Raw genomic sequence first — 19,800 nt, 5'->3', positions numbered from 1 at the left:
TTCCATACTGATCACCCTGTGTTCTCCTGCTCAAAAATTGAGCAGAAGCAGTTGAACACCTGGGTCAGTTTTCAGTCGGCAGAACAGCCTCTACTGGGTCAGTTTTCGGTCAGCGGCAACACCGCAGAACTAATCGCAGATTAAAATCACTAGAGCTAGGCAGTAAGACGCCCTGTTAGCCCAAAAACTGGCGGGGCGTATATGCCTAAAGCAAAGCCGAAATTATGATGCTCGACTTACGCCAGCCTGGCGAATTTACCGACGACATGTTCGCCAGCATCCAACAAGCCGCCGAGCAGATGATGGCTGTGCTTGATGAAATCAACCGCAAGTGGGGCGGGTGCACGCTGCAGCCTGCGGGTGTGCCTGCAGCTCCGGAGTGGGCGATGCGGCGATTGATGATGAGTCCTAGTTACACCACCAGGTTCAGTGAGCTGTGGATGGGTAGGGCCAAGTAGATGCCGCAGATGTCGACTGTAACGGGCAGCTATCGGCCGATTCTGTTGAAAAAGTCGGCCTTGGTTACCACGGCGAAATGTTGGTGCCTGAGATTGAAATCCTGAAATTCGGCAGAGGTTTGTGGGCTCAGATTTCACGTAGCGACGCGCAGAAAAGGCGTTTTCATCGGTCGCTATTGGGGCGTTTTGGACAAAGCGACTTTTTCAACAGAATCGGCCAAAAGCAGCCATTGGATGTGACTACGATCCAAAACTGCTCTAGACGTCCGTCTTCAGCTGATAGCCATATGGACAGCACGCACCACCCGATGTACGGTTCAATTGCTATGGCAATCCGCCATCATCAATTGATGTCTAGAGGGATTTAGAGTGCACGTTAAATCGATCAAGCTGATCAACTTCAAAAAATTTCGCGACGAACTTCTAGACTTCAACGACGACGTTAATATTTTCGTCGGCGACAACAATGCTGGTAAAAGCACAATCCTGGAAGCGTTAGAAATTGTGCTCAATTACAACCATCGTGGACGGCCCTTCAACGGCGAATTCTCCCCTGATCTTTTCAATCAGGATGCCGTCACTCGGTTTCTCGCCTCAGACTTGAGCTTCAAGCACCTGCCCAACCTGATCATCGAAGCCTACATTGACGGTGTGCCTGAGTACCGAGGCTCGAACAACAGCCTCAAGGCTGACGCCCAGGGTGTCATGGTACAAGCCTGTTTCGACCCGTCGCTGGAGGCCGTTTACGAGAGTCACCTGCTGACCAAGCCGAACATCACCAGCATTCCGATCGAGTTCTATAAGGTGGAATGGCTCGATTTCGGCTGGAACCCGATAAAGTCGATCGCCAAGAAGTTCAAGGCACTGTATATCGACCCCACACGTATCCACCCCACCATGGGGAAGAATCAGTACATTTCGAGCATCCTCAACACCGCGTTGGCGAAGGAAGAGCTCGTCAAGCTGACCCTCAATTATCGTGAAAACCTACAGGTGTTTAACAACTCCGGGGAGGTCAGGACGGTCAATGCCAGCCTTGATGCAGGTCACCTTATCACTGATAGCAAGCTCACCATTGCAGCAAGTACGTTACCTGCGGGCTCCATCCAGACCGGCCTGCAGCTTGAGGTCGATGATGTGCCGTTTCACTTCATCGGCAAGGGTGAACAGAGCAATGTGCAGATCAAACTGGCCATTCAGAACAAATCCCACGACATCGATCTGGTGATGATGGAAGAGCCCGAAAACCATCTGTCTCACACCAATCTGAACAAGCTTGTGCACTACATCGAAACCCAGCGGGGAGACAAGCAGCTGTTCCTGACCACCCACAGCTCATATGTGTTGAACAAGCTGAGTATCGACAAGATTGGCCTTGTGCAGTCAGGGTACAAAAGGTTGCACACGCTAGACCCTAAAGTGGTGAAGACCCTCAAGCGTCTTCCTGGCTACGACACCTTGCGGGTGGCACTGTCGGGCAAGGTCATCCTGGTCGAGGGGCCGTCGGACGAACTGGTGCTCAAGAAAATCTACCAGCGAAAACATAACCGACTGCCTGAGCAGGACGGGATAGATATCATCGTGGTACGCGGTGTGGGGTTCAAGACGTTCATCGAGGTGGGCAAAGAGATCGGCACCAAGATCCATGTGCTCAGGGATAATGACGGCGACTATAACGGTAACGTTGTGCAAGGACGTCTGGAATACGCTGCGTTCCCTAACATCCAGCTCTACTCGTCGATGAACAACGCCGAGTTTTCGCTTGAGCCAGCGATGATTTATGCCAACGCAGTTGACATCAAAACCCTTGACGCTTTCGCGAAGGAAGTCTTGTCGACGGAAACCTTCAATATCTACAACGCAGAGGTCTCTCTGGAGGATCGAAGGGAGAATCTGATCAGTTGGTTCAAAAGCGTAAAGGGCAACGGTAAAGGCGCTCGAAAGGTCGATTCGGCGGTCAAACTGTTCGATGGCGCACTGGACTTCAAGTACCCAGCTTTCCTGGACGAGGTGCTCGATTTTGCCTAACGAACTCTGGGTCGCGGGTGCCGGGTCAGGGAAAACGCACAAGATCATTACTGAAGCCATTGAAGCTATCAAGGCTGGTGGGCGTGTGCTTGTAGTCACCTATACGACCAATAATCAGGCAGAGTTACGCGCTCGTTTTGTTGAGCTGTACGGTGCTAGCAGTGAGCACTTCGTCGTCAAGGGACTGTTCTCTTTTTACCTGGAAGATATGGTACGTCCCTATCAGAGCGAGGTATTTCCAGATCGGATCACGACTATCTCGTTCACTGAGAACAATCCTCACTTGATACCAGGTACAACCTACTACATTGAAGGCAGAGCTGAAAAATCAGAAGACGGCACGATCAATCCGCTGCATTACCTGACGCCCTGCAAAACCAAGGCGTACTCCGGATTGTTGGCAAAGCTTTCGACCCTCATTGCGAAGCTATCCAAAGATGCCCCTGCCAAGCGGCTGAAAGAGATTTATCAAAGGGTCTTTTTTGATGAAGTGCAGGATTTGGTCGGTTGGGACTACGACGTGATCAAATCACTCAACAAGGTCATGGTTGACTCGATCTGTTGTGTGGGCGACTTTCGACAGACAATCTACACCACGACATTCGGCCATAAGGCTCCGCAGACGCCTCAACAGAAGGTCGATTACTTCGTCGGAATAATGAAGTTCGAAAAGCATTCGATGCCGAAGAATCGCAGGTGCATCCAAGAAATCTGCGACCTCTCCGACACGATCCACCCGGGACTGTATGACAAGACGGTGTCGGGCGTAGAGAAAGTGCCAGACGAAATATCGCATCACCATGGCACCTTCATAGTGAAGCAATCTCAGGTGAGCGATTACCTGGCAGCGTTTCAACCCCAAGTACTGCGCTGGTCGTCAACCACCGGCACTGGATACCTACCGGGTAATCTTATCTGTTACACGTTCGGTTCCTGCAAAGGCTTAGGCTTTGATCGAGTGCTTGTGATCCCGTCAGATAAACATCTTAAGTTCGTTGGCGGGAATGCCAAGGTGTTTGACAAGGATAAAACGGAGGAGTCGCGAAACAAGCTATACGTCGCGATCACCCGCGCGCGCTATAGCCTGGCCTTCCTCGTCGAGGACAAGAAGGTGAAAGGACTCCCTTACCCCGTGTGGGATGGCGCTGGCGCGCTCACTGCAGCGATTGAAAAGTGAGACGCAGAGGCTGGTGACATCATCGATGTCGAGATAGATGAAATGCTCTATGTCTCATAGGCAAATCGAATGGCTGCTTTTGGCCGATAGGTGCCATATCTCTCCAAGAGCCATCGGCCTTTTAGATCCGGTGGTGTTCCAACAAGAAATCAACGAACACCCGCACCCGTGCCGGTATTGCCGATCCGCCAACGAACACGGCATGGATCGGTTCCCGGTCGCCGGGGTTCCAGGCTTGCAGCAGTGGCACCAGATCGCCGCGTTGTAGATCCTCGGTCACGCTGAATTCGCCGATGCGCGCAATGCCTGCGCCTACCCGCGCCAGTTGTGCCAGCGCTTCGCCGCTGCTGCATTCGATATTGCCGCTGACCTTCATAGAGAACTCTGCTCCATCATGGATGAACGGCCAGTTGGGCTCTGCGCGGCGGAAGTTGAAGCGTAGGCAGTTGTGTTGGAGCAGGTCTTCGGGCGTCTGGGGCGTGCCATGGCGTTGCAGGTAGTCAGGGGACGCCACCACGACCTGGCCGGTTTCGCCGATCCGGCGGGCGGTCAGCGGGCTGTCGGGCAGGTGTCCGAAGCGTACCGCCACGTCAGCTTGGCCGCCAAGGATGTCGACCACTTCGTCGCCCAGGGTGAGGTCGACAGTGATGTTCGGGTATCGGGCGCTGAATGCCGCCACCAGCGGCACGATGGCCAGCCGTCCATGGCCCAGGGCAGCGCTGACCCGCAGACGGCCTCTGGGTACGCCCTGATCGGCGATGGCTTCTTCGACTTCGGACATGTCGGCCAGGATGCGTCGGGCGCCTCGCAGATAAGCATCACCCTCGGCAGTGAAGGTGATTGCTCGGGTGGTTCGTAGCAGCAGCCGGGTGCCGAGGCGCTGCTCGGTCCGCGAGATGATCCGGCTGACGGCGGAGGGCGTCAGCCCCAACGCACGTGCAGCGGCCGAGAGGCTGCCTTCCTCAGCCACCGTGGCGAATACAACCATTTCACCTGATCTTCCGCTGACGTTCATCTGTGCTCCCTAAGCAAAGGTGCTTGCCCGAAATGCGATCTACCGCCGGTAAGGGCTGGATCGTAGCATTCGCGGCATAAATGAGGAGCCTTCCATGCGTATCAATCCACCCCTAATTGCACTCGCCATCGGTGCGTTCGGTATTGGCGTTACCGAGTTCGCCCCGATGGGCATGTTGCCGGGCATTGCTGCCGATCTCGGCGTTTCCATTCCTGCTGCCGGCCTGCTGGTCAGTGCTTATGCACTGGGAGTACTGCTCGGCGCGCCACTGATGACGCTGACCACCGGCAAGATTCCCCGGCGCTATCTACTGATTGGACTTATGGCCATTTTCACCCTGGGGAACCTCATGTCGGCGTTGGCGACGGATTACTACAGTCTGCTGATCGCCCGAGTGGTGACCTCGCTGAACCACGGCGCCTTCTTCGGCGTTGGCTCCATCGTCGCCGCCAGTGTGGTGGCCCCCGATAAACGCGCAGGAGCAGTCGCGGCCATGTTCATGGGGCTGACGCTGGCGACCATTGGCGGCGTTCCATTAGCTGCGTGGTTTGCCGAACTGCTCGGCTGGCGCACCGCGTTCTGGGGCATCACCGGCCTTGGCGTGATTACCATGGTCGCGTTGTGGTTCGCCTTGCCCAACATACCGTTGCCGAAAAGCGTGGGCGTACTGAAAGAAATCCGCGTATTGGGCCGCGGCCCGGTGCTGGGGGCGCTGGCCCTGACTGTGGTGGGATCCGGTGCGATGTTCACGGTGTTCACTTACATCGTGCCGATCCTCAGCAGTGAGACTCATGCGTCCGCTACTTTCATTACCGGCATGCTGGTGCTGTTCGGCGTGGGCCTGACCCTGGGCAATATGTGGGGCGGCAAGGCCGCGGATCGTTCGATCGATCGCACCCTGATCGTTTCGCTGAGTGTGCTGATCCTAGTGCTGTTGGCGTTCACCGTGCTGATGCGCTGGCCGCTGCCGGCGGCCGTAGCCATTCTGATCTGGGGTATCGCCAGCTTCGCTTTGGTACCGCCGCTGCAGATGCGCGTGATGGAGGCCGCCAAGGACGCGCCCAATTTGGCTTCGGCGGTAAACATCGGCGCTTTTAACCTGGGCAACGCAATCGGTGCGGCAGTGGGTGGTGCGGTGATCAAGGCCGGGCTGGGCTATCCGGCGGTCTCCCTGGCCGGAGCGGCAGTGGCAGCTATGGGGCTGCTGATGGTGCTGGCTTTCGTCTGGCGATCCAGGGTCGTTGCGGCGACAGCGGCATGCCAGTGACATGAGTGCGGGCTGCTGGCCGCATCGATGAGCGGAGGCTGGCAGCCAAAAGCGAAGCACTATTCATAATTTAAGCACCACGCCTTGTATGTAACCAAACACCATTCAATAGGCTGATACTAAATGTCGATACTCTTTGAAACATTCAACTTGAGCGGTATCACGCTCAAAAACCGTGTGGTCATGGCGCCGCTTACTCGCTCTCGAGCTCCTAACGACGTTGCCGATGAGCGTATTGCTCTGTACTACACACAGCGTGCAACCGCAGGTTTGATCATTAGCGAGGGCACACCGATCTCCCGTGAGGGGCAAGGGTACCTCTTCAATCCAGGCATTTTCACCTGCGAGCAAATCGCTGGGTGGCGGCTGACCACTGATTCGGTTCACGCCGTAGGCGGCAAGATGTTCGCCCAGATCTGGCACGTCGGTCGGGTTTCTCATCCTTCCATCCAGTCGGGAGGACAACGGCCTGTGAGCGCTACGACCAAGCAGGCTGTGGGTGCGACGGCGTTCGGATACGACGCTAATGGTAGCCCGGCACTATTGGAGCCTCCGGCGCCCCGTCAGCTAACAACCGAAGATGTCACCCGAATCGTTGGGGAGTTCGCACAGGCGGCCGAAAATGCAATTCGAGCGGGCTTTGATGGCGTGGAAATTCATGGTGCCAACGGTTACTTGTTCGAGCAATTCATGAATCCGTTAGTCAATGACCGCAATGACCAGTATTCCGCAGGCACATTGGCGAATCGCCTGCGATTTACACTGGAAGTCATTGACTCCGTAGTTTCAAGGATCGGGGCACACCGTGTAGGTATACGCCTTTCGCCATATGGGCAGCTTTTTGATATGCCGCTGTATAAGGAAATCGATGAAACTTACTCCGTGCTGGCCGCTGAGATAGGACATCGTCGACTAGCATATATCCATATCATGGATCAATCCGGATTCCCTGCGCCGGGGACTGAAGTCGGTGGCAATGATCAAAAAGCGGCATTCAGCAATTTGCTTTCAAGCATGAAGTCAGAGTTACCTGATACGGCCGTCATCTTGGCCGGCGGCATGAACCGTGCGCGTGCAGAACAACTCATAAATGATGGTGTGATTGATCTTGCGGCATTTGGAACTCCGTACATCAGCAATCCTGATCTGGTAGAGCGTCTGAAGCATCAACTGCCCCTGGCCAAGGCGAAGCGCGAAACATTTTACGGGGGCGGGGCACAAGGCTATATCGATTACCCTCCCTATCAAGGGTGAAGCCCTGCGTCTCGCTATATTGTGCAGCTCAGCGTTTCCAACAGTTATTAAATGCAAGCCTGATTGCAACTATCGATGCTGTTGATGAGCAAGATCAGCTAGCTTCATTATCATGGTAATTGTGCTCAAACGTATATTAGCCGCCGCTGGCTAAAACTTGTAGCGGCTGAATTAAAGTTCTTACTACTTATATATAGGAGTGATTGCTTGATAGATCCTATTTTGCTCATAGGCGGGGCCGGCGTTGTCGGTCGTTGGACCGCACACTATCTGCGTACCGCCCATCCGAAGGTACCGATACTGGTTGGCGGGCGCAATCTTGCCAAGGCAGAGCAAGCGGCTGCTGAGATCACCAATGCGACCGGCGTTGTGATCAACCTAACCGCCGATGACTTGGGACTCGGCGATGTTCAGGTCAGTGCTGTCGCCGTTCTATTTATGGACGAACGGATTGCCAGCCTGCGTTTCGCCCAGGCCCGCAGCGTGCCGCATATCAGTATTTCGCCAGGGATCAACGAGATGGCGCCCGAGGTCGCGGCTTATATCCACAGCCCAAGGGCTGCGCCGGTGATCCTAGGTACGGAATGGCTAGTGGGGGCTACGAGCATGATGACGCTCGGGTTCGCCAAGGCGTTCGATCATGTCGACACGATAACCATAGGCGCGCTACTGGATGAGCAGGACGCTTTTGGCCCGGCGGCACTTGCCGACCTGGAGCGACAGACCAAGACCCTGCCCGCAGCGCTTGTTCGCCGTGACGGTGTTTTCACCTGGCTTGCTGGCGACGATGTGAAGACCTCGTTTGCCGCAGCAGACGGCACCAGGATGGAGGCGATGGCCTTTTCGCCCTATGACGTCGTTGGACTGGCCACTGTGCTTGGTGCGCAAAACGTTCAGTTCAAACTGGCACTTGGCGAGAGCTCCACTCGCCGCCGTGGGGAGTCCATGTCGACCGAAATACTGATTGAGCTTCGGGGCTCGGATCATGCGGGCCGATCGTTGAGCACTCGCCATGCGGTTGTACACCCTGAGGGACAGATGCCGCTGACGGGGCTTGGGGTAGCCATGTTGCTTGAGCGAGTTACCGGGCTGGACGGCAGCGCTGCGCTGCAGGCAGGTCTCTACTTTCCCCTGCAACTGCTTGATCCCGCCACCTACGTCTCCAGGCTGAAACAAGCGGGCGGAGAGGTCCTGGTATTGGCGGTAGCGTAATGCATGTTCATCATAGTCCTACCGGCACGACGCAGACGGACGCGCCTGGCGCCGCCACGTGCTCGTGGTAGCGCAAGTGGGGTACCGGGCAGTTGCTCTGGATATACACGGCTCCGGCGAAAGGCACGTGCGCCGATGCAAGCCAATACAGCGACTACATACCGTAGGCGATCGGGTAGGGCTGCTGGACGTTCTGCAGATCCCCTCAATCGTTGTGGTTGGTCACGACTGGACGCGGATGTTGGACAGCGCGCGATGGTGATGCGGCCGGACAGTTTTCGCGCGATGGTGAGCTTGAGCATTCCGTTCCTGCTTCGGAGTGAGGTCAGCACATGGGACCAGCTCAGGGGACAGGCCTCTAGCGAACGCTACGATGCCTTCGCAATGATGAAGCCGGAGGCCGATCGCGATTTCGAGCTCGCAAAAAAACGACACCGAGCATACTTTAATGGCGTTCAGGTAGCCCTCGCCAGAGCTCGATGCGCAAGCGCCATATAACGGTCTCACGGTGCTGCACGACGAAGCCTGGCACGGTGATGTCGAAGCCGGCGAGGGTGCTGGACGCTGCAGGCGCGCGGCTGGATATCGAGACGCAGGCCGGCCAGACACCACGGCAGCTGGCGCTGTTCTATGGGTATGACGATATCGCCAACCACCTTGCGACGCATGAGAGCCGTATCGCTCCTGACTATCGCGAGGCCGGTTGACTGGAGTTCGATGACGTCCATTCAGTGCTTATGACCGGGAAAATAGTCTTCGTCCACTCTACGAACGCCCTCACGGTTTGTGACAGATGCCGTGATTGGGGATACATGACCGAAAGCGGAACACTGGGTCCGCCTGATCCGGGCAATATTCGCTGCAGGTTACCCGCGTGAATATGCGGCGATACGAGGTAGCTCGCTGCCCTAATCAGGCCCAGGCCCTTCAGACCGCACATGACGTAGGCATCGGTGTCGTCTACGACAATCCGTTCAGGAATGCGAATGGCCTGCCGTTGGCCCTGCACGAGGAGGTCCCATTCCATGGTTCGTCCCGTTCGGCTCAAGAGGTAACCGACAGCCTGATGGTCCTTAAGGTCTTCTATTGTCTTCGGTTCACCATGCTTCAAGAGGTAGGAGGGTGAGGCGCACATAACCCAGTCGAAACTGGCAACCTTGATGGCGACCAAACTGGTTGAGTCCTGTGGGACGCCGGCCCGTATCACACAATCCACCCCCTCCTTAATGAGGTCAACTGTTCGATCACTGAGCGTCAGGGTCAAATCGATACCAGGGTACTTGTTTTGGAAGTCTTCGATATTTGGCAGGATGTAAAGGCGAGCCAGCGACGGGATGATATCGACTCGTAACTTTCCTTTTACTTTATCTGTTCCTTTGACTTCGGATTCGAAAGCTTCGATTTCAGCCAATATTTTCCGGCAATGTTCGAAATAATGGCTGCCTTCTGGTGTTAGGCTCAGTCGCCTGGTTGTTCGCTGCAACAACTGCACACCAAGATGGGCCTCAAGATCTTTTATTGTTCGGGTGATCGTCGACGCCGGCAGTGCAAGGCTTTCGGCCGCTTTTCTGAAACTCTGAACTTCAACTATCCTCGCAAAGACATGCATTGCTTGCAGCCTATCCATGAAGCCTCCTTTGGTTTCCTAATGCAAGGAATTCGATGGGCCAGAACAGTAGCATGGAAGGCGGGTTCTTCAGTGAAGGTGCCTGCGCACCGCCTAAAGACTATTCCATATTCGCGAATATTCTATACCAGAATTCGCCGATTATCTTCAACTCGAGGTATGCCAATATTCGTATCGATCGATAAACACAGTCAAACATAAGCAGGTGCGGATATGGCTACAAGCAATCGTGTCGATATCGAAAAGATACTGATTATAGGAGCGGGTCAGCTTGGCATGGCGGTGCTTAGAGCCTTGGTGCCACGAGTGAAATCGGCGACAACTCCAGTGAGCGTTCTCGTATCGCCGAAGTTTCTCGAAAGTTCACGCGACTCCGAGCGACAACACTATACGGAGCTCGAAGCCCTAGGCGTTCAATTCATACCCCTCGATCTAGCAGTTGCCGAGGTGGCCGATCTCGCTGGACTGTTTAGTAGGTTCCGCACCGTCATCAATTGTACCGGCTTCGTCGTCGGGCCTGGTACTCAATTGAGGGTGACCAGGGCGATATTGCAGGCTGGGGTGCCGAGGTATTTTCCGTGGCAGTTCGGTGTTGACTACGACGTTGTTGGAAAAGGCAGCGGCCAGCCCGTTTTTGATGAGCAGTATGACGTTAGGACGCTGTTACGCTCCCAAGGCAAAACTGAATGGGTCATTGTTTCCACTGGGATGTTCACCAGCTTTCTTTTCGAGCCGGATTTTGATGTTGTTAACTTGAAAACTCGTACCGTTCACGCGCTGGGAAGTTGGGATACATGCGTAACTGTTACTACACCGGAAGACATAGGGCGTTTGACGACAGAAATTCTTCTAGAAGAGCCACGCATCGCGAATGAAGTCGTATTCGTGGCGGGGGACACCATTTCCTATGGAAAACTGGCAGATATCGTTGAGGCAGTTACGAGAAAGAGTGTTCAGCGCGTTGAGTGGACCTTGGAAGAACTGAAAGCGAGCCTCGTCCGAGATCCTGAAAACCTGATGCTCCGATATCGGGTCGGTTTTGCCAATGGTACTGGCATGTGGTGGGACAAGTCCGATACCTACAATTATAAGAAGGGTATCGATACCGTAGATACTGAGGGCTGGCTACGGCAGCATTTGAAGGTCGATTCTTAAAATCAGTGTATATAGCGCCCTTCGCAGAGAAGGGTGCCAACCAGCAACAATATTTGATGAAAATGGGTTCGAGGTAATGCGCCAGCGTCGATTGGCGCGTTCAGTAGACGATGGACTTCCGAAGCGCTCGCTCATAAATAATTCCCTGCCTTGAACATGCGAACCAAGTAAACCGTGCCAGAACGCTGCGTCTTGTCATCATGGGCCATCCCGAGCAGGGCTAAAGGGAGAATCGACCTGTCGGTGCTGCGGTTGCTCGGGCGAGATTGCCCAAAACCAGACTCGCGAGCAGGGTGCACAATCCGTGCATTCGCCACACGCATGCAACGCAAACGAAGCCGTTGCCGACGTGCACCGTCTCGCTAGGTCCATCGAGCAGGGCACAGGCTTACCTGGAAAATGCTGATCGTGTCGGCTACAGATGATTTAGTTGCGTCGGCCAAAACCTGGGGATACGATACATATATGTTTTGTTATATAACGTATGGGTGTCGAGATGGGAATAATCAACCTGGAAGATGAGATACACGAACAGCTAAGGCGCGCGAGTTCCGTGACCTGCCGCTCGATCAATGCGCAGGCAGCTTTTTGGATAAGAATTGGGATGCTTTGCGAACTCAACCCAACCCTAAGCTACAACGAACTGATCGGGCGAGAGCTCCAGGAGGCTGGGGTGAAATACCCGTCAGCGGGAGCGGCAAAGTGATCAAAAGCCCAGGGGAAGTTGCGCTCATGGCCGAGTCGGGCAGGCTGCTGGCCCGCGCCTTCGAGTTAATCGATTCGCTGACCTTGGAAGGGATGACAACGCTTGAGGTGAATGATCGGGTCGAGCAGTTCATTGTGCTCGAGCTAGGCGCCAGGCCTGCCAGCAAAGGTCAGTACGGTTTCGCCTATGCGCTGAACGCCTCAAGGAACCAGGTGGTATGCCATGGGGTGCCTTCGGCATCGGAGCAGCTCGATGGCGGGGATATCGTCAACTTCGACGTTACTCTTGAGAAGAATGGCTATATCGCTGATTCGAGCAAGACCTACATGGTCGGCAATGTCGCGCCGGCCGCCCAACGTCTTGTTCAGGTTACTTACGAGGCCATGTGGAATGGGATCCGAGCGGTAAAGCCTGGTGCGTCTCTCGGCGATATAGGACATGCGATCGAAAAACATGCCAAGAAGAACGGCTATTCCGTGGTTCGAGATTATTGCGGGCATGGGATAGGCCGGGAGATGCATGAACCGCCCCAGGTACTGCATTTCGGCAGGCCCCGAACCGGTCTGACACTCAGGGAAGGGATGGTCTTTACCATTGAACCTATGCTGAACGCGGGCCGGGCTGCAGTGAAAACGCTGGCGGATGGATGGACTGTCGTTACCCGTGATAGCACGTTGTCGGCTCAATTCGAGCATACCGTTGCGGTCACGCGCAGCGGGGTACAGGTCCTCACCCTAAGACCGGACGAAAGGCATACGAACAAAGGATAGTGCCGCCGTTTGCAGTTGCTTTGATCAGCGGCGTCGCGGCCTGTTTGGGAAATATATAGTCACATGGAACGACCGAAGAGCCTGAGGAACGATCAGTCAGTGATACAGGCGGATCAGTCGTACCGGCCGGATAACAATGTTGTCCAGCGCTTTGGCCCATTGGCTTTGGCCTGGATCTGTGTGCAATACCGATCCTAGTCTCGGCGGGTTGTGCACTCACGGAGTTGAAAACATGTCGCTGAGTATCAAGACCCCGCTTCTTGAGTCCGCCCCCCTGAGCCGGATCAACGGCACCAAGGTGTGGTTGAAAGTGGAAGCCATGCAGCCCTCGGGATCATTCAAAATCCGCGGGATAGGCCACGCCTGTGAACATCATGTTTCGCGCGGGGCGAAACGCTTCATTTCGTCGTCCGGTGGGAACGCCGGGCTGGCTGTGGCGTATGCCGGAAGGCGGCTGGACGTACCTGTGGTCGTGATCGTGCCCGAAACGACGTCCGAGCGGGCCAGGCATCTGCTGGGCCAGGAGGGGGCAGAGGTTATCGTTCATGGCAAATCATGGTTCGAGGCCAACGAGCTCGCGCTTTCGCTCAAGACATCTGAGGATGCCTATCTGCACCCATTCGATGATCCGCTGCTGTGGCATGGCCATGCCTCGATGATCGACGAGGTCGTAACCGACGGGCTCCGCCCCGACGCCGTTATCGTTTCTGTCGGAGGCGGCGGCTTGCTCGCTGGAGTAGCCGAAGGTATGCAGCGGAACGGTCTGAATGACGTTCCGATCTATGCAGCTGAAACCGAGGGGATGGCGTCGTTCAACGCCTCGATCAAGGCCGGTCGCTTGGTCCAATTGCCCAAGCTCTCTGGCGTGGCAACCTCGCTGGGAGCACCGCAAGTCTGCCAGCGAGCCTTTGAGCTCGCGGGGGAGCGGCCTGTTGTACCTATGCAAGTCACTGATCGTGAGGCAGTCGAAGCCTGTCTTGCCTACCTGGACGATCATAGAACCTTAGTTGAGCCCGCCTGCGGAGCCTCGCTTGCGCTTCTATACGGTAGAAAACTATCGCTCAGTAAGCACGACAACGTACTTGTTATCGTGTGTGGCGGCTCCACCGCAACGGTTGATAGCATGACTCGCTATATTGCTGAGCAAGACTAGAATGGCGAACCTCCGCGAAACTAGGGCCGGCAAGAAAGGCTCTATTCTGGATCTTGCCGTCGGTAGCTTTGCACGGCTTAGGGTGATTTTTTTCTATCACGAAAGCGGACAGTATCTGTCAAGCGACTGCTCTTGGCCGGTTTGAGTCATTCGCGAGCGGCTGCAATTGGCCGATTGCTGCCTGTCGTGAGGGACAGCAAACGGCCTGGCCAGGGGCGGACCTATGATCTGGGCGCAAGGCCGCCTTTCGACGCTCAAGCAACGATGCAGTGCATTACCCACTACCTCGAACGCGCGCGATTTTGCGCGGGTCGACATGCATGGCGATCCAGGCGTCCATTTCAAAACCGAACGTATCGGGTAGTAGTTGTGCCAGGTGAAGATTGGTGTCGACGGCGTATATCTGGGGCAACCGCGAACAACCCTGAAATACCCTGCCGCCGGACGCTCCCTCAATGGTCGGAAACGTCTACGCTAGAGGCATTTGCCATGCGTGACGCGCAATCAGGCGGGTATCAACCCCGCCTCGTGGTAGCTCAGCACCAAATCGTCGAACAAATCGAGATCGGCCCTCGTTCGCGCAATCAGTTGTGCGCCTGCAACGGCGGTGTAGATGGCGCGAGCACGGCGCGCATTGCTTGAGTCATCGCCCCAACCCATTTCCGTCAAACATTCAGCGAGCCACCGCTCATTGACGTCAGCGAAGGCCTTGACCTCTTTGCTGACCTGGTCAGGTAGATCCTCGTACTCTGCGGCCATAAAGCTGGACAGGCAGAGTTTGTTACCGTTCATCAACGACTTACGGAAGATGGACGGGTAAAGCTGCAGACACTGGCGCGGGTCAGGGTTGGAGAGCCGTATGATTTCCAGCGCAGCCAGCGTGTCTTGCCAGTAGCGTTCTGCAACAGCCGTAGCCAGGTCCGCCTTGCTTGGAAAGTGGTAGTAGATGCTAGCGTTTTTGATGCCGACTTCTTCGGCGATGCTACGGAAATTGATGCCGCTGTATCCGTGCAGCTGTGCAGCGGACTTTGCAGCCGCCAATATCGCTTCTCGAGCATTCTCGCTCACGTCGTACACCTCGCCCCGGATCTACTTTCGTGCTGCGCATTCTACGCACCTGAATTTTACCTGCCAATTGGTAGGTAGGTGTTGACAGTGGAAAGACACTGCCCCAGTCTTTACCTACCAACTGACAGGTAGGCGCATCCAAATGACTATTGCAATCCAATGGCAAGACGCTTCCACTGCTCCCTCGATGAAAATCTACGACTGGTTCAACGGCCCGTATCCCGCGCGGGTGCGTATCGCATTGGCAGAGAAAGGCCTTCTCTCAAAGGTCGAGTTCGTATCGGTAAACCTCTGGACCGGTGAGCACAAGGAGTCTGTATTTCTTGCCATGAATTACTCCGGCACCCTGCCGGTACTTGAGCTCGCAGACGGTACCCTGATCGCCGAGTGCACCGCGATTTCCCAGTACCTGGACAGTCTCGAAGGTGAACCGACGCTTACCGGCGAAACGGCTCTGGAGAAAGGGGTCATTCATATGATGACCAAGCGCGCCGAAATCGAATTTCTCGATGCAGTGAGTGTGTATTTCCACCACGCCACTCCGGGCCTCGGGCCGAAGGTCGAGTTGTATCAGAACGCCGAATGGGGCGAAAAAATGAGAGAAAAGGCGATCAGAGGCATGCGTTATTTCGACCATCTCCTCAGGGCTCAGCCCTTCGTTGCTGGCGACAAATTTTCGATGGCCGACATTGCGCTACTGGGCGGGATGATCTTTGCCGATCTCGTAAAACTGGCAGTCCCCGAGGAATGTGACGCGTTGCGCGCCTGGCATTCCAAAATGCAAGAACGTTCCAGCGTTCAAACGTGGCGCGCATTGGTTGAACGGGGCGCATCAGGAAGCTGATCAATCCAGTGCGCATCCGTTATAAAAGCTAAGGTGAGCCGCTGCCTTTGCCGTCAAACGCACTCAGGCACAGATCAACAAAGCTGCGCACCTTGGGATCCATATAGCGGCTGGAGGCGAACACGGCGTGGACTGGCGCAGGCACCTCGGCCCAGCCAGGAAGTACGCAACTCAAGGTGCCCTGCGCCACATGCGGTTCAGCCATGAAACGTGGCAACTGCGCGATTCCAAGCCCAGCTAGCACCAGGTTTCGTGCGCAGAGCGTACTGTTGACGGCGCAGCGCGGGGATGCCGTAACTTTCTCGGTTTTCGTGCCGTTGACCAGGGACCAGTTCGCCCGGCCTCGTGTTGTTTTCATGATCAGGTTGTGGAGTTTGAGATCGGCGACTGAGGCAATCGCCGGCGCCCGTTGCAAGTAATCGGTGGCCGCGTACAACCCGTAATCCACTTCGCCGATCTTGCGTGCACTAAGACCGGAATCATCAAGCGAGCCGACGCGAATGGCGACATCAAAACCCTCATGGATGATGTCGACCAAACGGTTTGTGTATTCGGCCTCAACCGTCACCTTTGGGGCCAGTCGCAGGAAATCTGCCACCCAATTGTCCACCACCATCGTGCCGAACTCGGAGCCCGCTGTGAGCTTGAGCAGGCCTTTCGGTTCTCTCGTTTGCTGTGCAACCGCCGCTTCCGCCGCCTCGGCCGCTGTGAGGATGCTGATGGCGCGTTCGAAATAGTCGCGTCCGACTTCGGTCACGCTCAGGCGGCGCGTAGAGCGCGTCAGCAAGCGTGCGCCAAGCTTTTCCTCCATACGACTGACGATGCGGCTAACGCGCGCCTTGTCGGTGCCCAGCCGATCCGCTGCCAGGGTGAAGGAGCCATCGGTAACAACGGCCGCGAACACGCGCATTTCGGGCAAATCAATTGATGTATTCATGGACAACAGTATTTGATTACTGGGTGTATTTATCAAGTTCAATGGCAAATTTACAGTGCGGCCCATGCAACAAGCCACCCCCAACCAACATGGCACTGATGCCTGTGTACGGCTTGTCTGCATCGTTTCTCGCGGCAGATGTATGGGGTATGCAGCCGCCGCGTCGTCCCCCCTAGAAGGAATACTCAAGATGACACTTACCATCGGCATCATCGGCTCCGGACTTGTCGGCAAAGCTGTTGCCCATCTGGCCACTGCGGCAGGCTACAACGTGGTTATCAGCAACTCCCGTGGCCCAGAATCCCTGTCCACGCTGATTGAAGCGCTCGGTCCCCTGGCCCGGGCTGGCACTGTTGATCAAACGATTGCCGCCGCAGATATCGTTTCCCTGGCTATTCCGCTGGCAAATTTCGAAACCCTTCCCTCTGACAAACTCGTCGGCAAAGTGGTAATTGACCAGACCAACTACTACCCAGGCATTGGTGACTTTCGCCGCGCCGATCTCGACAACGGCGAGCTGACCTCCAGCGAGCTGGTGCAAAAGCATCTGTGGGGTTCGAAGGTGGTAAAGGGGATGCACAACATCGGCTGGATTCACATGCAGCACAACGCCCGTCCCGCTGGTGACCCTGAACGCACCACCTTGCCCATTGCCGGTGATGACCGTGATGCCAAGGACACCGTGGCACGCTATATCGAGGCCGTTGGCTACGATGTGGTGGACGCAGGCTTGCTGGAAGACAGCTGGCGGATCGAGCCCAATACGCCGATCTACTTCTGGCCCTATGCACCAACCATTGCCCCAGGTTTGTCCGAGGCGCAGGCCAAGCACCTTTACCAGCAGCGCGGAACGCCAATCTCGCCTGAAAAGGCCCGGCAGTTGATCCGCAACTGCGAACGTCCGTCGCCGATTGGCGGCACGCTCGAGGGAATGCCGCCAATCCATATTGCGTTGTTCCTGGAGCTGGCCAGCGCCAATACCGTCAAGAGATAACCGCTGTATACCGGGCGTCCTGCAAGGGGACGTTCGGTAAGCCATTGCCTGCCTGTCCTACTGAACTGCACCCGCGAAACCACACCGATTCCGGCCGTTAAACTGTTGTAAAAACAAGCAACAGTGTGTGGTTGCAGGTCGTATTTATCTACCATTCTCTTCTCAATACAGTGGCCTTCCACGGTAGACACAGGAAGTAGAAAACGTATGAAAATTGGCATTCTGAACACCGGCAACGTCGGTAACCGACTGGCTCGGGCCTGGGCTGGAGTTGGCCATCAGTTACTGCTGGCCAAAGATGGTGACGCCCGCAAGCTTGCGCCGCTGCTGACTGAGCTGGGCGACCGGGCCACGCTCGGTTCGGTCAGGCAGGCGGCAGAGTTCGGCAACGCGGTGCTGTTCTCGGTCTACTGGCCGCGCACCGATGCACTCGTTGCTGAAGTGGGCGACGCGCTCGACGGGCAAGATCGTGATCGAGACCATGAACCCGCTCGGTGTCACTGACGACTTCGTGCACTTTCATGATCACGACTTTATGCGTGACAACTCCACCGCCGAATACCTGCAAAAACAACTGCCCAACGCTCGCGTAGTGAAAGCGTTCAGCCAGTTGCCCGCACCTGTGCTCGAAGCCGCTGCTTGGGCTGCTTCCCTCGTCAAGGCAAACGTTTTTTATGCCACCGACGACAAGGAAGCGGGCCAAGTAGTGCGCAAGCTGATCGAGGACGCTGGCTTCACCCCCATCAATGCAGGTCCGTTGAAGGTTGCCCGCCCACTGGAGCAACTGGGCGTGCTGCTGCACCAAGTGGCCGAGCATGAGTACAACGGCGATGCCGATCTGATTCGGCTGGGTACGGCGATTGTCGAGGCGAACCCTGGCCCGATCCTGCGCGAACGAACCGTTTGAGTTTGCGCTAACCGATCTGTTGATCACTTTCCCTGATTTGTAAGGACCATCACATGTCACAGCCACTTGTTGGAAAAACAGCGCTGGTTACCGGAGGCTCGCGCGGTATTGGTCGTACCATTGCAGAACGTCTTGCGCAGGAAGGCGCCACAGTCGCGCTGACGTACAACGCAAGCAAGCCGGGCGCTGACGAGGCGGTCGCTGCCATTGAAAAAGCCGGCGGCAATGCCTTCGCGCTCCACGCGGACCTTGTCGATGCCTATGGCATCGCCGCACTGTTCGAGGAACTCGACGGCAAACTCACGGATCGCCACGGCAGTAACGGTCTGGACATTCTCGTCAACAACGCCGGCAACTCCGGATGGGGCGGCCTCGCGGATGCAACCCCGGAAAGCTGGGACACGATCTTCGCTGTCCACGCTCGCGCGCCGTTCTTCGTCGTTCAATCTGCAATAAGCCGCATCGTGAATGGTGGCCGGATCATCAACGTGTCCTCCAGCCTGGGCGCCCGTCCGTTGCCGGTCGTGCCGATCTACTCCATGGCCAAGGCGGCGATCAACAATCTGACTCATGCGCTAGCCATGGAACTTGGGCCACGCCGGATAACCGTGAATGCTGTGGCGCCTGGTTGGGTGCGAACCGACATGAACACCGCCGTGCGCGAAAACGCAGATATGGTTGCAGCCATTGAAGCCGATACCGCCCTGGGACGCTTCGCCGAAACCGCCGATATTGCTGCTGTCGTTGCATTTCTGGCATCTGACGAGGGGCGCTGGATTACCGCCCAGGTGATCGAGGCCAGTGGCGGATACAAGCTCTGATCGAAGCCCGGAAACACGAGCAAACCGGGAAAGTTTGCTTATGCGCTACAACCGTCCGATCACACATCTGCTGTCGTCGGGTGAGCACCGAGTGCACCAAACCAGAATGATGGTTGCTTCGGTGCGTACGGCGCACCCTACCGGGATAACGCTCCCCGGCGGACTCGATGTCCGCTTGTGGCGATTTTTCCATCGGTGGCCGGCCGCTATTGGCCGACTCCGGCCTGTCTTGACCGGCAGAAGCCGACCCGAAGCAGCCTGTGGGGACCGGCAGAAAACGGCCGATTCTGTTGAAAAAGTCGCTTTACCCTAACGGCCCCACTAGTGACCGATGAAAACGTCTTTTCTGAGCGTAGCTACGTGAAATCTGAGCCCGCAAACCTCTGCCGGATTTAGGATTTTAATCT

19 protein-coding genes and 1 pseudogene are annotated in these 19,800 nt (G+C 56.0%); 16 read left to right on the top strand and 4 right to left on the bottom strand.

Annotation, left to right across the window (positions count from 1 at the left end):
• Positions 1–209: 209 nt before the first annotated feature.
• From AC56DI_RS05340 to AC56DI_RS05330, 3 genes and pseudogenes are all read left to right on the top strand, one after another.
• Positions 210–458 (top strand): annotated as a pseudogene (locus AC56DI_RS05340) (DUF4113 domain-containing protein); the annotation flags it as partial.
• Positions 459–827: 369 nt separating this feature from the next.
• The gene (locus AC56DI_RS05335) at positions 828–2,486 is read left to right on the top strand and encodes an ATP-dependent nuclease (protein WP_496345249.1); all 1,659 of its coding nucleotides are present in this window, start codon (positions 828–830) and stop codon (positions 2,484–2,486) included.
• The gene (locus AC56DI_RS05330) at positions 2,479–3,663 is read left to right on the top strand and encodes a UvrD-helicase domain-containing protein (RefSeq protein WP_496345248.1); all 1,185 of its coding nucleotides are present in this window, start codon (positions 2,479–2,481) and stop codon (positions 3,661–3,663) included. The genes AC56DI_RS05335 and AC56DI_RS05330 overlap by 8 nt, the downstream gene beginning before the upstream one ends.
• 121 nt (positions 3,664–3,784) lie before the next feature.
• Here the strand turns inward: AC56DI_RS05330 and AC56DI_RS05325 are convergent, their stop codons facing one another.
• Entirely contained in the window at positions 3,785–4,678 is an 894-nt protein-coding gene (locus tag AC56DI_RS05325; protein ID WP_496345247.1) for a LysR family transcriptional regulator, read from the bottom strand.
• Positions 4,679–4,772: 94 nt separating this feature from the next.
• Between AC56DI_RS05325 and AC56DI_RS05320 the strand changes: the two genes are divergently transcribed.
• The 4 genes from AC56DI_RS05320 (at position 4,773) to AC56DI_RS05305 (ending at position 9,118) form a co-directional block, all read left to right on the top strand.
• Entirely contained in the window at positions 4,773–5,945 is a 1,173-nt protein-coding gene (locus tag AC56DI_RS05320) for an MFS transporter (RefSeq protein ID WP_496345246.1), read from the top strand.
• A gap of 123 nt (positions 5,946–6,068) precedes the next feature.
• Positions 6,069–7,199: an alkene reductase gene (locus AC56DI_RS05315; RefSeq protein ID WP_496345245.1), complete on the top strand. Its 1,131-nt coding sequence runs from the start codon at positions 6,069–6,071 to the stop codon at positions 7,197–7,199.
• A gap of 207 nt (positions 7,200–7,406) precedes the next feature.
• Positions 7,407–8,411, top strand: coding sequence for an NAD(P)-dependent oxidoreductase (locus AC56DI_RS05310; RefSeq protein ID WP_496345244.1), 1,005 nt, complete (start codon positions 7,407–7,409; stop codon positions 8,409–8,411).
• A gap of 536 nt (positions 8,412–8,947) precedes the next feature.
• Entirely contained in the window at positions 8,948–9,118 is a 171-nt protein-coding gene (locus AC56DI_RS05305; RefSeq protein ID WP_496345243.1) for a hypothetical protein, read from the top strand.
• Here AC56DI_RS05305 and AC56DI_RS05300 read toward each other — a convergent pair.
• Positions 9,100–10,038 (bottom strand): LysR family transcriptional regulator, encoded by a 939-nt coding sequence (locus AC56DI_RS05300; protein ID WP_496345242.1) that lies wholly within the window; start codon positions 10,036–10,038, stop codon positions 9,100–9,102. The genes AC56DI_RS05305 and AC56DI_RS05300 overlap by 19 nt on opposite strands.
• Positions 10,039–10,251: 213 nt before the next feature.
• On the opposite strand from AC56DI_RS05300, the gene AC56DI_RS05295 reads away from it, so the two are divergent.
• The 4 genes from AC56DI_RS05295 to AC56DI_RS05280 all read left to right on the top strand — a co-directional run bounded on the left by AC56DI_RS05295 (position 10,252) and on the right by AC56DI_RS05280 (position 13,822).
• The gene (locus AC56DI_RS05295) at positions 10,252–11,193 is read left to right on the top strand and encodes an aromatic alcohol reductase (protein ID WP_496345241.1); all 942 of its coding nucleotides are present in this window, start codon (positions 10,252–10,254) and stop codon (positions 11,191–11,193) included.
• 496 nt (positions 11,194–11,689) lie between these two features.
• The gene (locus AC56DI_RS05290; protein WP_496345268.1) at positions 11,690–11,899 is read left to right on the top strand and encodes a ParD-like family protein; all 210 of its coding nucleotides are present in this window, start codon (positions 11,690–11,692) and stop codon (positions 11,897–11,899) included.
• The gene (gene map, locus AC56DI_RS05285) at positions 11,896–12,669 is read left to right on the top strand and encodes a type I methionyl aminopeptidase (protein WP_496345240.1); all 774 of its coding nucleotides are present in this window, start codon (positions 11,896–11,898) and stop codon (positions 12,667–12,669) included. The genes AC56DI_RS05290 and map overlap by 4 nt, the downstream gene beginning before the upstream one ends.
• Before the next feature lie 232 nt (positions 12,670–12,901).
• Positions 12,902–13,822 carry a pyridoxal-phosphate dependent enzyme gene (locus AC56DI_RS05280; RefSeq protein ID WP_496345239.1) on the top strand — a complete coding sequence of 307 codons (921 nt, stop codon included), beginning with the start codon at positions 12,902–12,904 and terminating at the stop codon, positions 13,820–13,822.
• A 504-nt stretch (positions 13,823–14,326) separates the two neighbouring features.
• Here AC56DI_RS05280 and AC56DI_RS05275 read toward each other — a convergent pair.
• On the bottom strand, positions 14,327–14,890 hold the full coding sequence (locus AC56DI_RS05275) for a TetR/AcrR family transcriptional regulator (RefSeq protein ID WP_496345238.1): 564 nt from the start codon (positions 14,888–14,890) through the stop codon (positions 14,327–14,329).
• Positions 14,891–15,077: 187 nt separating this feature from the next.
• Between AC56DI_RS05275 and AC56DI_RS05270 the strand changes: the two genes are divergently transcribed.
• Complete coding sequence (locus tag AC56DI_RS05270; RefSeq protein ID WP_496345267.1) at positions 15,078–15,734, top strand: glutathione S-transferase; 657 nt, start codon at positions 15,078–15,080, stop codon at positions 15,732–15,734.
• Positions 15,735–15,762: 28 nt separating this feature from the next.
• On the opposite strand, the gene AC56DI_RS05265 is transcribed toward AC56DI_RS05270, so the two are convergent.
• On the bottom strand, positions 15,763–16,671 hold the full coding sequence (locus tag AC56DI_RS05265; RefSeq protein WP_496345237.1) for a LysR family transcriptional regulator: 909 nt from the start codon (positions 16,669–16,671) through the stop codon (positions 15,763–15,765).
• Between the two features lie 190 nt (positions 16,672–16,861).
• Between AC56DI_RS05265 and AC56DI_RS05260 the strand changes: the two genes are divergently transcribed.
• From AC56DI_RS05260 to AC56DI_RS05245, 4 genes are all read left to right on the top strand, one after another.
• Complete coding sequence (locus AC56DI_RS05260) at positions 16,862–17,665, top strand: NADPH-dependent F420 reductase (protein ID WP_496345236.1); 804 nt, start codon at positions 16,862–16,864, stop codon at positions 17,663–17,665.
• A 207-nt stretch (positions 17,666–17,872) separates the two neighbouring features.
• Positions 17,873–18,169 carry an NAD(P)-binding domain-containing protein gene (locus AC56DI_RS05255; protein WP_496345235.1) on the top strand — a complete coding sequence of 99 codons (297 nt, stop codon included), beginning with the start codon at positions 17,873–17,875 and terminating at the stop codon, positions 18,167–18,169.
• Positions 18,147–18,572, top strand: coding sequence for an NADPH-dependent F420 reductase (locus tag AC56DI_RS05250; protein ID WP_496345234.1), 426 nt, complete (start codon positions 18,147–18,149; stop codon positions 18,570–18,572). The genes AC56DI_RS05255 and AC56DI_RS05250 overlap by 23 nt, the downstream gene beginning before the upstream one ends.
• A 53-nt stretch (positions 18,573–18,625) precedes the next feature.
• Positions 18,626–19,393, top strand: coding sequence for an SDR family NAD(P)-dependent oxidoreductase (locus AC56DI_RS05245; RefSeq protein ID WP_496345233.1), 768 nt, complete (start codon positions 18,626–18,628; stop codon positions 19,391–19,393).
• Positions 19,394–19,800: the final 407 nt, after the last annotated feature.

Source organism: Pseudomonas sp. BGA-UO-ETr-WB11 (genome assembly GCF_059567785.1).
Note: the sequence above shows the minus strand (reverse complement) of the source record. Positions and strands in the feature narration are given on the sequence as shown.